This is a genomic window from bacterium (assembly GCA_018814885.1).
Lineage (GTDB): Bacteria > Krumholzibacteriota > Krumholzibacteriia > LZORAL124-64-63 > LZORAL124-64-63 > JAHIYU01.
Window position 1 is genome coordinate 1 of record JAHIYU010000131.1, and the last position, 13,376, is coordinate 13,376.

Below are 13,376 nucleotides of genomic sequence, written 5' to 3' on the forward strand. Positions count from 1 at the left end.
AGGCGCGTCTGGCCGACCTGGCGCGCCCGTCGCGCCTTACCACAGGCGTCGAACGCGACGACCGCGCCCTGGCCTGGGCGCGCATCTCTCTGGACAACCTGGTCATGGAGCAGCGCGGTGTGGGCGTCTACGCGGGCTTCTACTGGTTCACGACATATTGGGGGCGCGATACCTTCATCGTCCTGCCCGGCGCCCTGGCCGGCGGCATGGAGTTCGCGACGGCCCGGGAGATCCTCCGCTCCTTCGCCACCTACCAGGACCGCAATCCCGTCAGCCCCCGCTTCGGGCGCGTGCCCAACTTCGTCACCGTCGATCAGGTGCAGTATGCCAGCATCGACGGCACCTGGTGGTTCGTGCGCGCTCTGGACGATTACTGGCAGCGCTCGGGCGATCACGCCTTCGCCCGCGAGATGATGCCCGTGGTCTTCAGGGCGTGTGAAGGAGCCCTGCAGCACGCCGTCGACGCGCAGGGATTGCTCACCCACGGCCACGGCGAGACCTGGATGGACGGGGGCGGCGAGGCGAATCCCTACTCGCCCAGGGGTGACCGGTCGGTCGAGGCCCAGGCGCTGTTCCACAGGGGGCTGCACGTGGCGGCCAAGCTGGCCGCTCGCTTCGACGGACAGGCCGCCGGCCTGCAGGGGGAGAAGCTCGCGCAGCGCTATGATCTGGCCGCCCGCCGGCTCTGGCATGCCTTTCAACTGCATTTCGTGAGCGACGGGCGCATCGCCGACCACCTGGATCCCGACGGTACGCCCGACCGCCAGCACCGCCCCAACGGCCTGCTTGCCCTGCTGGTCTCGCCCGAGCTCTTCAATGACGACCAGTGGCGTCTGATCGTCGAGGAGAACCAGGCCCACACCGTCACGCCCTGGGGTGTGCGGTCGCTGGACGCGGCCGATCCGGCCTACCACCCGCGCCACCTGTTGCTCGACCGCTACTACTACGACGAGGCCTATCACAACGGCGACATCTGGCTCTGGCTTTCCGGACCGTACGTTTCCGCCCTGCCCGACCCCCGCGATGGTTTCGGTCAGACCCGCATGTTGCTGGATGAGATCATGGACGAGGGCGCCGTCGGGACCTTGCAGGAGATTCGCGACGGGGACCGTGCCGTCAGCAACGACGAGTTCGGCGGCGCCACCAGTCAGGCCTGGTCCCTGAGCGAATTGCTGCGCAACGTCGTCGACGACTACCTGGGCGTCGACGTGGATCTCAGCGGCGAGAAACCGCTGATCGAGATCTCACCGTCGCTACCCGCGGCCTGGCCGCTCCTGAGCGGAGAGGTGCGGGTGGGCGAACACACGCTGAGCGTGGATGTCGACCGCCGCGCCGACGGGGAATTGCGGGTGAGTCATCATTTCGACGAGGATGCGCCCGACGAGCTCCGCGAGGCCGTGCGGATCAAGGCGGCTACGAGGTGAGCGCCTGGCCGCTCTCGGCGTCGAAGAGATATATGTGAGCGGCCGGCAGGGAGAGGCCCACGTCCTGGTCCACCGCGGCCTGCACGTTGCCCTGGCTGCGGACCGTGAACGGTTCGCCGCCGATCGTGAAGTAGAGCAGCGTCTCGTTGCCGAGCGGCTCGATCACCTGCACGGGCGCGGTGAACGACGCGCCCCCGCCTCCCACGCCCAGATGCTCCGGGCGCACGCCCAGGGTCAGTTCGCGGTCAAGCCATGGATCGCGGGGCTCCCACCCCGGCGGCATGGGAAGGGCGGCGCCTCCCGGCGCCGCGAAGCGCAGGCCGTCCTCGCGCACCAGCCGCCCGGTGAGGAAGTTCATGGCCGGCGAGCCGATGAAACCCGCCACGAACCTGTTGGCGGGTTTCTCGTACAAGGCGAGCGGGGTGTCGACCTGCTGTACCCGGCCCTCGTTCATGACCACGATGCGCTCGCCCATGGTCATGGCTTCGGTCTGGTCGTGCGTGACGTAGATCATCGTCGCCCGCAGACGGTGGTGCAGGCGCGAGATCTCGGTGCGCATCTGCACGCGCATCTTGGCGTCGAGGTTGCTCAGGGGCTCGTCGAACAGGAAGACGTCGGGGTCGCGCACGATGGCCCTGCCGAGGGCCACCCGCTGCCGCTGGCCGCCGGACAGGGCCTTGGGCTTGCGGTCGAACAGCTGGTCGATGCCCAGGATCTCGGCCGCTTCCCGGACCCGCCGGTCGATTTCCTCGCGGGGCATCTTGCGCAGCTTCAAGCCAAAAGCCATGTTGTCGCGCACCGACATGTGGGGATAGAGGGCATAGCTCTGGAAGACCATCGCGATGTTGCGGTCGCGGGGCTCCACGTCGTTGACCACGCGGTCGCCGATGCTGATCGTGCCGGAGGTGATGGTCTCCAGTCCGGCGACCAGACGCAGGGTGGTGGATTTGCCGCAGCCGGATGGTCCGACGAGCACCACGAACTCGCCGTCGTCGATCTCGAGATTCACGTCGGCGGCCGCCACGATGTCGCCGGGGTAGATCTTGCCCGCTTCCTTGAGAACGACCTTGGCCATCTTCGTCTCCAGTGGGGAAGGGTTGGTGCCGTCGATGGGCGAAGATGCTAAGCCAACCGGGGACAGGAGGCCAGGAAAACCTCGCCCCCGGACGGCCCGGAGATTGCTTCCCGGAATCGGGGCCGGCTCCCGGCGGAGATCGGCGACGCGCTCTGTTGGCTTGTAACTCCAGCGAATTGAGAGAGTTGATGAGCGATGAGCAGGGGGGGGGACGGGTAATCGGGCACGAGCCGATGCTAACGGCGGGAGCGGGTTTCCCCGCTCCCGCCGTTGCACCCATTCTGCTCTGTTCTCGCCTTTGAGGAAGCTCTCTTCGTTGCTTGACACTCTCGATGCTGTATTCTACGCAGGAATCCATGGTGGGGTTCCACTGGATTTCGGAAAAATAACGTGAGGACGCAGATGACCGAAAAACGCTTGTCAGTGGCCGTTTTATGGCACATGCACCAGCCGGATTACGTGGACGGCGTCAGCGGCCGTCCAGCGATGCCCTGGGTGCGCCTGCACGCCCAGTTCAGCTATTACGACATGGTGCGCCTGGTGCTGGAGGAGCCCCGGGCCAAGGCCGTCTTCAACCTGGTGCCTTCGTTGCTGCGTCAACTGGACGACGCGGCGGCGGGGCGCACCGAGGACGACTTCCTCGTCCTGAGCCGCCGGTCCCCCGAAACTCTCGAGCGTGAGGAGAAGATCCGCCTGCTCCGGGATTTCTTCTCCTTCAACCACGCCCGGCGCTTCGTCGAGCTGCCGCGCCTGCGGGAACTGTGGGAACTGCGCGGGGGGGACGGCCGCGTGATGGATCCCGAGGTCGTCACCCGCTTCGAGGACCAGGACATCCTCGACCTGCAGGTCGGTTTCAACCTGGCCTGGTGCGGGCACACCCTGCGCGAGGATCCCCGGATCGCCCGTCTCTTCGTGAAGGGCCGGGATTTCAGCGAGGAGGAGAAGCGCGAACTGCTGCAGGTCCAGCGCGATTTCCTGGGCGAGATCCTGCCCGCCTACGCCGAAGCGGCGGGGCTCGGACAGGTAGAGCTGTCCTGCACGCCTCTCACACATCCCATCCTGCCGTTGCTCTGCGATCTCGCGGTCGCCCGCGAGGCGAAACCCGATCTGCTGTTGCCCGCGACGTCGTTCCTGCACCCCGGCGACGCCTGGTTCCATGTGCGGACGGCCCTGGACGAGATGGAGCGGTACTGCGGCGTGCGTCCCCGGGGCATGTGGCCGGCCGAAGGATCGATCAGCGAACGGGCCCTGCGCGTCTTCGAGACGGAGGGTCTGGACTGGGTGGCCACCGATCAGGGCGTTCTCGCCAATTCCTGGCGGAAGGCCGGCGCCGCAGCGCCGGCGGCGGCCCACTTCCAGCCTTACCGCTGGGGCGGCAGCGGTGCCCCAGCGGTGTTCTTCCGCGATACGGGCCTGTCGGACAACCTGGGCTTCCGCTACCAGTCGTGGCCCGCGGCGGACGCGGTGGCCGACCTCCTCTACCACCTGGACGGGATCCGCCACGAACTGCCCGCGGACGGGGAGTATCTCGTGCCGCTGATCCTGGACGGTGAGAATCCCTGGGAGTGCTACCCCGACAACGGCATCGATTTCCTGCAGCGCCTGTACGCGGGAATCGCCGACGCAGACCACCTGGCGTGGACCACCTTCAGCGAATTCCTCGACCGCGACGGCGTAGACCCCGCGATCCTGCCGTCGGTCTGCGCCGGTTCCTGGATCCGCGGCGACTTCACGACCTGGATCGGCCATCCCGAGAAGAACCGGGGCTGGGAGTATCTCGCCGGGGTCCGCGCGGACTTCGAGCGGAAGCTCGCGGAGGCGGGCGCCCTGATCGACGTGAAGCTGGCGGACGGCACGACCGTCACCGCACCTGATCCCGCCCGGGTCGGGCCCGGCGGCAGGGACGCCTTGTCGCGCGCCATGACGGCCCTGGCCAACGCCGAGAGCAGCGACTGGTTGTGGTGGTACGGAGACGACAATCCCACGGACTTCGGGCGCGAGTTCGACGCCCTGTTCAGGCGTCATCTCGCCAACGTCTCGACCTTGCTGGGCGACGACCCCGATCCGTCGCTGGCCGTTCCGGTGCCCGGACGGGGGGGACAGGCATGAAACTCGTGTTCGGCGTCCATAACCATCAACCGGTGGGGAACTTCGATCACGTGATCGCCGAGATCTACGAGCAGAGCTACCTGCCTTTTCTGGAAGTGGCCGAGAGACACGAGCACTTCCGGTTCTGCCTGCACGTCTCGGGGCCGTTGCTGGACTGGCTGCAACATCACCGCCTCGAGTATCTGGAGCGCGTGGCTTTCCTGGCGCGCGCGGGCCGCGTGGAGATGCTGGGCGGCGGTTTCTATGAGCCCATCCTGGCGGCCATCCCCGAGAGCGACCGCATCGGGCAGCTGCGCATGATGTGCGACTGGCTGGGCCAGCACGTGGGCGCCGCGAGTTGCGGCGTCTGGATGGCCGAAAGGGTCTGGGAGCCGCACCTGGCGGGATCCCTGTCCCGAGCCGGCGTGAAGTACGCCCTGCTGGACGACTATCATTTCGTGCAGGCCGGCGTGTCTGCCGACGATTTGACCTGCGGCCCGCTGCTCACCGACGACCTGGGCGAAGAGGTGGCGTTGTTGCCCATCAACGAGAAGTTGCGTTACCTGATCCCGTTCCAGGACCCGGAGGAGACAGTATCCGCCTGCCGCGATCTGCACGAGGCGGACCCGCACGGCGTGCTGGTGATGGTGGATGACGGCGAGAAGTTCGGCGCCTGGCCGGGCACCCATGAGCTGGTCTACGAGCGCGGCTGGCTGGACCGCTTCCTCACCGGCCTTGCGGCCGAACGGGACTGGCTCGAACTCGCACATCCCTCCGAGGTGCTCGCTGCCCGGCCGCCCCGGCGGCGCGTCTACCTGCCGCCGAGCAGCTATTTCGAGATGTCCGCCTGGTCGCTGCCCATGCCCGCAGCCGAGCGCTTCGAAGAGGCGGTGCACCGATATCGCGACGCCGGCGAGTGGGAACGAATGCGCCCCTTCTTCCGGGGCGGTTTCTGGCGCCAGTTCTTCCAGAAGTACGAGGAGAGCCTGCTGATGCAGCGGCGTGCCCTGCTGCTGCACGAGGAGATCGCCCGTGCCGAGGCCGTCGGGGCGGACGAATCGCGCGTCGACGAGGCCCGCGACCATCTCTGGCGGGCCGAATGCAACTGCGCCTACTGGCACGGCGTCTTCGGCGGACTGTACCTGCCGCATCTGCGCCACGCGATCTACCGCCATCTCATCCTGGGCACGAAGATAATCCACAGCGTGGTGCCTCAACTCTGCGCCCAGATGGTGACGCTGGTCGGCCGGATGGGCACGGATGTTCGCCTGAGCAACGACGCGCTCGAGCTGTTCCTCTCGCCCGACCGCGGCGGCGCCCTGATCGGACTGGAGGACCGCCGCGAGGACTGGAATCTGCAGAACACGCTGCGCCGGCGCCGCGAGGCCTACCACACCCGGATCGAGCGGTCGGCGACCGGGAAGGCCGGGAAGCGGGACGACGCGGGCGGCTCCATCCACGACCTGGAATTCGCCGTGTCGCCGGCGGTCCGCGACGCCCTGGGCGTCGATCCCCAGCCCCGGTATTCGCTACTGGAGCGTTTCCTGCATCCCGGCACCGGTTATCCCGACACCCTCGATGGCGTCGCCGCGGCCGACGGCGGGGATCTGGCCGCCGCGCCCGCGGATCTCGGGGCGCCGCGCTTCAGCGAGACGGGCGCCCTGGAGGACGGTCGCTGCCGTACGCTCTCCCACGGCTATTACCGCGGTCCCGACGGGGAGGCGACGCCGGTGTCGGTGACCAAGGAGGTGGAGCTGGCCCCGTCGGGAGCCTCGCTCGAGGTGCGCTGGACCGTCGAGAACACGGGCGGGGGGCCCCTGCGCTGCCGCTTCGCGCCGGAGTGGAATCTCGCTCTCTACGACGGACAGGTTTTCGCGGGGGCGCCCGGCGAGGATGACGCCCCGGTCCTGGATGCGGTCGGACTCGCCCCTCGCCGCGACTTCTCGGTCCTGGTGCCGTTGCACAATGCCGCCCTGCACTGGCGCCTGTCGGACGATGCCGAGATCTGGGTGCACCCCGTGCGCACGGCCACCCAGGGCGAGGACGGCTTCCATCTGACCTATCAGGGGCATGCCCTGTGGTTCGTCCGCGACCTGGAGATAGAGCCGGGCCGATCCAGTTCCTTCCGGATCACCTTCCGCATCGAGCACGGACTGTCCGTGGAGGACGGTTGATGCGCATCCTCATGGTGAGCACCGAGTACGCGCCGCTGGCCAAGACGGGCGGATTGGGCGACATGGTCGCCTCGCTGTCGGGCGCCCTTTGCGCGCGCGGACACGAGATCAAGGTGGTCATGCCCTTCTACGGCGACGTGGACCGGACGCGCCACGACATCTCCCGCGTGCCGGGCGTGCCCGACGTCACCTTGCGCCTGGGGCGCTCGCTGCGTCGGGCCGGCCTGCATCGCTGGCTCGATCCGTCGGGGCCGGAGGTGTACCTTCTGGAGAACGACGCCATGTACGGGCGGCCCGGCGTGTACGGCTACGGCTCCACGATCGACTTCGCCGACACCGTGCCGCGTCTGGCGATGCTCGGCGCGGGCGCGCTCGCCTTGCCGCAGCTCCTGGACTGGGCGCCGCGGGCGGTGCACGCCCACGATGCCGCCGCGAGCCTGGCCCTGGTCGACCTGGCGTGCTGGGACGTGGCCGACACCCCGCTCGGCGGCGCGGGCTCCCTGCTGACCATCCACAACCTGGCCCACCAGTCCGTCCACCCCCGCGAGCAGTTCGCGCATCTGGACCTGCCCGACGCGCTGGCCTGGCATCCGGGCGCGATGGAATTCAACGGCCAGCTCAACTTCATGAAGGCCGGCATCCTGTACGCGGACCGGGTCAACACGGTCAGCCCCACCTACGCCCGCGAGGTGGTGAGCGATCCCGTCTTCGGATGCGATCTGGGAGACGTTCTGCTGGGCCTGGGCGACCGCTTCACCGGCATCCTCAACGGCATGGACGTCACCGCCTGGGACCCGGCGACAGATCCCGCCGTCGCGGCGACCTATGACCTCGACGATCCCGCCGGCAAGGCCGTCTGCCGCGACGCCCTGGTGGGGGAATGCGGGCTCGAGGGCGACGGCCCCCTGCTGGGCTCGGTGGGACGCGTGTTCCACCAGAAGGGATACGACCTGCTGCCGGCGGTGCTCGACGAACTGATCGACGACGGCTGGCGCCTGGTGCTGCTGGGGACCGGCGACGGAGGCATCTGCGCGACGTTGCACGAGGCCGCCCGGCGTCATCCCGGCCGGTTCGTCTTCCACGAGCGGTACGACGAGACGCTGGCCCGCCGCATCTACGCCGGCAGCGACGCCTTCCTCATGCCGTCGCGCTTCGAACCGTGCGGTCTGGCCCAGATGTACGCCCTGCGCTACGGCTCGGTACCGGTCGTGCGCCGGACCGGCGGCCTGGCGGATACAGTGCCCGACGCGGCGGAACCCGGCGGCCTGGGATTCGTCTTCGACGCGGCGCATCCGGCCGCCCTGCACGATTGCCTGCGCCGCGCGCTTACGGCCTGGAACGATCGCCGAACGTGGCGTATGCTGATGCGCAGGGGGATGGCCGCGGACTTCGGCTGGGAAGGTCCGGCCGCCGCCTACGAGGAGTTGTACGGGGAACTGGGCGTGTCCTGAACGCATCCTGACCATACACGGGAGGGTCGGCCGCTTGAAGATCCTTGATCTGCCGAGACATACGCTGACGATGATCATGGCCGGCGGCAGGGGCTCTCGCCTGCGCCCGCTGACCGAGGAGCGTTCGAAGCCCGGCGTGCCCTTCGGCGCCAACTACCGCATCATCGACTTCACCCTGAGCAACGTCTGGAACAGCAGCCTGCGCCGCATCTTCGTGCTGACCCAGTACAAGTCCTATTCCCTGGACAAGCACCTGCTCAAGGGTTGGCAGATCTTCAACTACGAGGCGGGCGAGTTCCTCTACGGCATCCCGCCCCAGCACCGCGTGGGGGAGATGTGGTACCGCGGTACCGCCGACGCCATCTACCAGAACATCTACCTCATCGACCGCGAGAAGCCCGAGTTCGTGCTGATACTCTCGGGCGACCACATCTACCGCATGGACTACTCCACCCTGCTGGTCCTGCATCAGAATCGGGACGCGCAGCTGACGATGGGCGCGGTCGTGGTGCCGCAGAGCGAGGCCCACGAGTTCGGCATCCTCCAGGTGGACGAGGACTGGCGGGTGGTCGGTTTCGAGGAGAAGCCGGAGAATCCCAAGACGATCCCCAGCAAGCCGGGCTGGTGCCTGGTGAACATGGGCGTCTACGTCTTCAGCAGCACCGACCTGGTGCGCGAGCTGCGCGAGGACGCGGACCGGAGCGACACCAGCCACGACTTCGGCAAGGACGTCATTCCCAAGATGGTGAAGCAGGGCGGCGTCTACGCCTACCCGTTCCTGGACAAGGACACCGGCGAACCACGCTACTGGCGGGACATCGGCACGCTGGACACGTACTACGAGGCGTCAATGGACCTGATCCGGGCGGTGCCGCCGTTCAGCCTCTACGACCGCGAATGGCCCGTCCGCAGCTGGATGGCGCCCACCCCCCCCGCCAAGAGCGTGCACGGCTATTTCGGGGGGCAGAAACCCATCGGCCAGCTGATCGGATCCATCGTCGGCGGCGGGACCATCATCACCGGCGGCACCGCCGAGCGTTCGATCCTGGGCCGCAACGTGCGTCTGGAGGCCGGCTGCCACGTGGTCGATTCGGTGATCATGGACGATGCGATCATCGGCGAACACGCGTCGGTGCACAAGGCCATCGTGGACAAGAGCGCCGTCATCCCGGCCTACATGCGGATCGGCTTCGACCACGAGGCGGACCGCCTGATCTTCGCCGTGACCGGCAACGGCGTGACCGTGGTGCCGAAGGGATGGCGGGCCAAAGCCGGGGCGGGCGGCTGATTCGAGGCGCCGCCGTGCGGATCGATCCCGACCCCGACGGGATCGGCATCTACGCCGGTCGCGGCGCGACACGAGTGGTTCTCCAGGTCGGCCCGCGCGCCGACTTCGCGGTTCACCTGATCGCTGCCGGCGTCAACGATGACGACACCTTCGCCTGGTGCTTGAGAATCCGACGCGACCCCGGGACGGGCCAAGAGTCCGTGTCGATGGCAGCGACCGCTCCTGCCGCCGCGAATCCGCTCCATGATCGGGCAGATTCGTGCTATGTGTAGCCTTGCCGACGATGAAGCACGCATCGTCGCCCCCGCACCGAGGAGCGGATCGATGACAGAGATGACGGCCGACTTCGCCCCCTTCGCGGACAGGATGCGCCGGGAAGGGTTGCCCCGGATCGCCATCCGTACCTTCGAGCATTACTACCGGCAGCTCGCCGCCGGGTCCACCGGTCTGCTCCCGGAAGCGGAGATCGAGCCTGTCGACGAGCTGCCCGACATGGAGGCGTTCACGCCGGACCTCACGAAGCGCGGTGAGCGGGCCCTGCCGCAGACCATCCAGCTCAAGCTGAACGGAGGCCTGGGCACCGGCATGGGCCTCGAGAGGGCCAAGTCGCTGCTGCCGGTCAAGAACGGCCTGACGTTCCTGGACATCATCGCGGAGCAGGCCCTGCGCGCCGGGATCCCCCTGGTCCTGATGGACAGCTACAGCACGCGCGACGACACGCTGGCCGCGCTGGCCGCGTACCCAGGGCTGGACGGGCGCGTTCCCCTGGATTTCCTCCAGCACAAGGTGCCCAAGATCGTCCGGGAGGATCTGACTCCCGCCGCGTGGCCGTCGGCGCCCGAGAAGGAATGGTGTCCCCCCGGCCACGGCGACCTCTACACCGCGCTGGTGACCAGCGGTATGCTCGAGCTCCTCCTGGGCGAGGGTTTCCGCTACGCCTTCGTCTCGAACTCCGACAACCTGGGCGCGGTCTTCGACGCCTCCCTGCTCGGTTTCATGATAGAACGGGATCTGTCTTTCGTGGCGGAGACCGCCGACCGCACCGCGGCGGACCGCAAGGGCGGCCACCTGGCGCGGCGACACGACGGCCGGCTGATCGTGCGCGAGTCGGCCCAGTGCCCGCGCGACGACGAGGCGTCCTTCCAGGACATCTCGCGTCACCGCTATTTCAATACCAACAGCCTGTGGATCGATCTGGCCGCCCTCGACGACCTGATGGCAGAGCGCGACGGCATCCTGGGACTGCCCATGATCCGCAACGCCAAGACCGTCGATCCCCGCGACGATGCGTCCACACCTGTCTACCAGCTGGAGACCGCCATGGGCGCCGCCATCGAGGTTTTCCGGGACGCCGGCGCGGTGCGCGTCCCTCGCTCCCGGTTCGCGCCCATCAAGACCACCAACGACCTGCTGGACGTGCGGTCGGACAACTACGTGCTGACCGACGACTTCCGCGTGGTCGCCAATCCCGCACGCGTGCTGGACAAGGCGCTCATCGATCTGGACGGCCGATTCTACAAGCGGATCGACGATTTCGACGCGCGCTTCCCCCACGGCCCGCCGTCGCTGCTCGCGTGCGGGCGGCTCGCGATTCGCGGCGACATCCGCTTCGGCCGGGACGTCCGGCTGCGGGGCGAGATCGACATGATCAACGAGAGCGGCGCGCAGGCCGCGGTGCCGGACGGAACCGTGATCGAAGGTGCGTGGCCGGCGTGATCAAGCTCGGTACTGGTCCGGCCGGCGATCCTCCCACAGGTCGTTGCGCGGCGTGAGCCGCGGGGACGCGTCGGCCAGATCCAGTTCGGCCGTCGCGGCGCCGGTCTCGTCGCGGCCCAGGCGCTCCAGGTACGCGCCGCCGGGGCCGCAGATCTGGCTCAAACCGATGAATTCCAGGCGTTTGCCCGCGATGCGCTCCTCCGCGCCGACGCGGTTGGTCGTGACGGAGAAGACGCGGTTCTCCAGACTGCGCGTGATCATGGCATCGGGGCAGAAGGGCAGCACCAGGTTGCTCGGGTGGCAGATGACCTGCGCGCCGGCCAGCGCCAGCGAACGCGCGGCCTCGGGGAAGACCCAGTCGAAGCAGATCATCATGCCGACGGTCGTGCCGCAGGCCGCGAACACGGGAAAGCCCAGGTCGCCGGGCTTGAAAAGCACCTTCTCGTCCCAGAAGAGATGGACCTTCCGGTATAGCTCCGTCGTCCCGTCGGGGCGCACCAGCACGCTGCTGTTGTAGATGTGATCGCCGGCCCGTTCGGCGAGACCGGCCACCAGCGTGGTGCCGGTGGCCGCGGCGTGCGCGCGCAGGCGCGTGCAGCTCGGCCCGTCGAGGGTCTCGGCGAAGACCGCCAGCTCCTCGCGGCCGCGGAACTGGTAGCCGCTGGCGAAGAGCTCGGGCAGGACCGCCAGGTCCTGTCCCGCCGGCACCAGATCCAGAGCTGCGTCGATGTTCCTCTCGACCTCGCCGAACACCGGCGAGGTCTGCACTGCGGCCACCTTCAGTCGAACCATCATCCCTCCTTCAGCAAGGGCCGACGCCTGATGTTGCGCGGCGGGCGCAGCAGGTCTTCCAGTCTGTCCAGCATGACCTCGCGATCGAAGAGCTGCTCGACGCGCATCACGGCGGCCTGGCCCATGCGCTCGCGGGCGTCGCGGTCGCCGAGCATGACGGCCAGGGCGTCCTGCAGAGCGTCGGCGTCGGCCGGCGGCGACAGCAGGCCCGTCACGCCGTCCTCGACGATCTCGGGCAAGGAGCTGGCGCGGGTTGCCACCACGGGACGACCGCAGGCCATGGCCTCGACGGCCGCCAGTCCGAAGCCCTCGTAGCGGGACGGGCAGACCAGCAGGTCGAGGGTGCGATAGAGCTCCGGCATGTCGTCCACCCAGCCCAGCAGTTCCACGCTGCCGGGGTGGGGCAGGGCCATCTGCCACGACAGCAACGTCTCGCGGAGGGGCCCGCTGCCGGCGATGCGCAGCACGGGGCGCGGCCCCGATGACCTGGCGACGAGTTTCGTCCAGGCCTCCATCAACAACGGCACGCCCTTGCGCTCGTCGAGACTTCCCACGAAGCCGACCACCAGGGGGGAGGCGGCGGGCATCGGCGTGGGAAAGAAATGACGGCGGTCGACCCCCTTGTACAGCAGGTGGACGCGTGCGGGGTCGAGCCAGGGCGCGCTGCGCAGGGTCGTGTCGCGGGTCGCGCGGGAATTCACGAGCACGCCCGTCGCCACGCCGTTGTAGTACCAGCGGTAGTAGAAGCGGCGGCGCAGGGGGAAGTCGCTCTCGCGGCTCTGCAGGACGACGGGGATGCCGGCCAGACGGGCGGCGACGCCGGCGGCCTTGAGGTCCTTGAGACGGTTGCACAGCACCGCACGCACGCCGTGCCGCGTGAGAATCTCCCAGAGCCTGGCGAAGGTCCAGGGTGCGGCGTCGAAACGGATCGCCACGCCGTGTGCGTCGATGCCCTCCGCCCTGGCCCCCTCCAGCAGGCGCGAACCCGGCGGCGCCACCAGCGATACGCGCCAGCCGCGGTCGCGCAGACCTCGGGCGGTGTCCAGCATCCAGATCTCGGCGCCGGCATAGCCGTCCATGCCGTTGACGAAGCAGACGTTGCCGGGAGGCTTGCGATCCATCAGCTGTTCCCCGGGAGAGAAAAGGGCCCACGGGAGTCCGCACGAGCCCGAAACGCGCTCGAGCGGCATATTAGGATCGATCACGTGCACAGTGGTAGTGATTTGTGGCTCTTCCGGTTCTTGCGTAGTTGAGGGTTGAAAAAATGTGGACATGCCAGTCTCCTATGAAGTTACGACGCTTCAGCAAGGAGGCAAACGAAGCATGTCCACGTCCTTACTCTAACACGGATGGGGTCTGCAGGACTAC

The 13,376-nt window shown here is 68.1% G+C and carries 10 protein-coding genes; 7 read left to right on the top strand and 3 right to left on the bottom strand.

Annotated elements, in window-relative coordinates:
* On the top strand, positions 1–1,424 hold a 1,424-nt coding region (locus tag KJ554_09315; GenBank protein MBU0742533.1), incomplete at its 5' end, for a hypothetical protein.
* On the opposite strand, the gene ugpC is transcribed toward KJ554_09315, so the two are convergent.
* Positions 1,414–2,499, bottom strand: a complete 1,086-nt coding sequence (gene ugpC / locus KJ554_09320) for a sn-glycerol-3-phosphate ABC transporter ATP-binding protein UgpC (protein ID MBU0742534.1) — start codon at positions 2,497–2,499, stop codon at positions 1,414–1,416. The genes KJ554_09315 and ugpC overlap by 11 nt on opposite strands.
* A 402-nt stretch (positions 2,500–2,901) precedes the next feature.
* Between ugpC and KJ554_09325 the strand changes: the two genes are divergently transcribed.
* The 6 genes from KJ554_09325 (at position 2,902) to KJ554_09350 (ending at position 11,216) form a co-directional block, all read left to right on the top strand.
* Positions 2,902–4,608 carry a glycoside hydrolase gene (locus KJ554_09325; GenBank protein ID MBU0742535.1) on the top strand — a complete coding sequence of 569 codons (1,707 nt, stop codon included), beginning with the start codon at positions 2,902–2,904 and terminating at the stop codon, positions 4,606–4,608.
* Positions 4,605–6,761, top strand: coding sequence for a DUF1926 domain-containing protein (locus KJ554_09330; GenBank protein MBU0742536.1), 2,157 nt, complete (start codon positions 4,605–4,607; stop codon positions 6,759–6,761). Before KJ554_09325 ends, KJ554_09330 begins: the two co-directional genes overlap by 4 nt.
* On the top strand, positions 6,761–8,212 hold the full coding sequence (locus tag KJ554_09335; GenBank protein ID MBU0742537.1) for a glycogen synthase: 1,452 nt from the start codon (positions 6,761–6,763) through the stop codon (positions 8,210–8,212). The genes KJ554_09330 and KJ554_09335 overlap by 1 nt, the downstream gene beginning before the upstream one ends.
* A gap of 70 nt (positions 8,213–8,282) precedes the next feature.
* Complete coding sequence (gene glgC, locus KJ554_09340; GenBank protein ID MBU0742538.1) at positions 8,283–9,500, top strand: glucose-1-phosphate adenylyltransferase; 1,218 nt, start codon at positions 8,283–8,285, stop codon at positions 9,498–9,500.
* 14 nt (positions 9,501–9,514) lie between these two features.
* Positions 9,515–9,772, top strand: coding sequence for a hypothetical protein (locus KJ554_09345; GenBank protein MBU0742539.1), 258 nt, complete (start codon positions 9,515–9,517; stop codon positions 9,770–9,772).
* 61 nt (positions 9,773–9,833) lie between these two features.
* On the top strand, positions 9,834–11,216 hold the full coding sequence (locus KJ554_09350; protein MBU0742540.1) for a UTP--glucose-1-phosphate uridylyltransferase: 1,383 nt from the start codon (positions 9,834–9,836) through the stop codon (positions 11,214–11,216).
* On the opposite strand, the gene KJ554_09355 is transcribed toward KJ554_09350, so the two are convergent.
* Both KJ554_09355 and KJ554_09360 read right to left on the bottom strand, forming a co-directional pair.
* Positions 11,217–11,999 carry an acyltransferase gene (locus tag KJ554_09355; GenBank protein ID MBU0742541.1) on the bottom strand — a complete coding sequence of 261 codons (783 nt, stop codon included), beginning with the start codon at positions 11,997–11,999 and terminating at the stop codon, positions 11,217–11,219.
* A gap of 8 nt (positions 12,000–12,007) precedes the next feature.
* Entirely contained in the window at positions 12,008–13,129 is a 1,122-nt protein-coding gene (locus KJ554_09360; GenBank protein ID MBU0742542.1) for a glycosyltransferase family 4 protein, read from the bottom strand.
* Positions 13,130–13,376: the final 247 nt, after the last annotated feature.

What these genes read in the sequence shown, in the direction of transcription:
- KJ554_09330 (MBU0742536.1), top strand. Translation starts at nt 4,605, where the DNA reads ATGAAACTCGTGTTCGGCGTCCATAACCATCAACCGGTGGGGAACTTC.
- KJ554_09335 (MBU0742537.1), top strand. Translation starts at nt 6,761, where the DNA reads ATGCGCATCCTCATGGTGAGCACCGAGTACGCGCCGCTGGCCAAGACG.
- KJ554_09350 (MBU0742540.1), top strand. Translation starts at nt 9,834, where the DNA reads ATGACGGCCGACTTCGCCCCCTTCGCGGACAGGATGCGCCGGGAAGGG.
- KJ554_09325 (MBU0742535.1), top strand. Translation starts at nt 2,902, where the DNA reads ATGACCGAAAAACGCTTGTCAGTGGCCGTTTTATGGCACATGCACCAG.
- KJ554_09360 (MBU0742542.1), bottom strand. Translation starts at nt 13,129, where the DNA reads ATGGATCGCAAGCCTCCCGGCAACGTCTGCTTCGTCAACGGCATGGAC.
- glgC (MBU0742538.1), top strand. Translation starts at nt 8,283, where the DNA reads ATGATCATGGCCGGCGGCAGGGGCTCTCGCCTGCGCCCGCTGACCGAG.
- ugpC (MBU0742534.1), bottom strand. Translation starts at nt 2,499, where the DNA reads ATGGCCAAGGTCGTTCTCAAGGAAGCGGGCAAGATCTACCCCGGCGAC.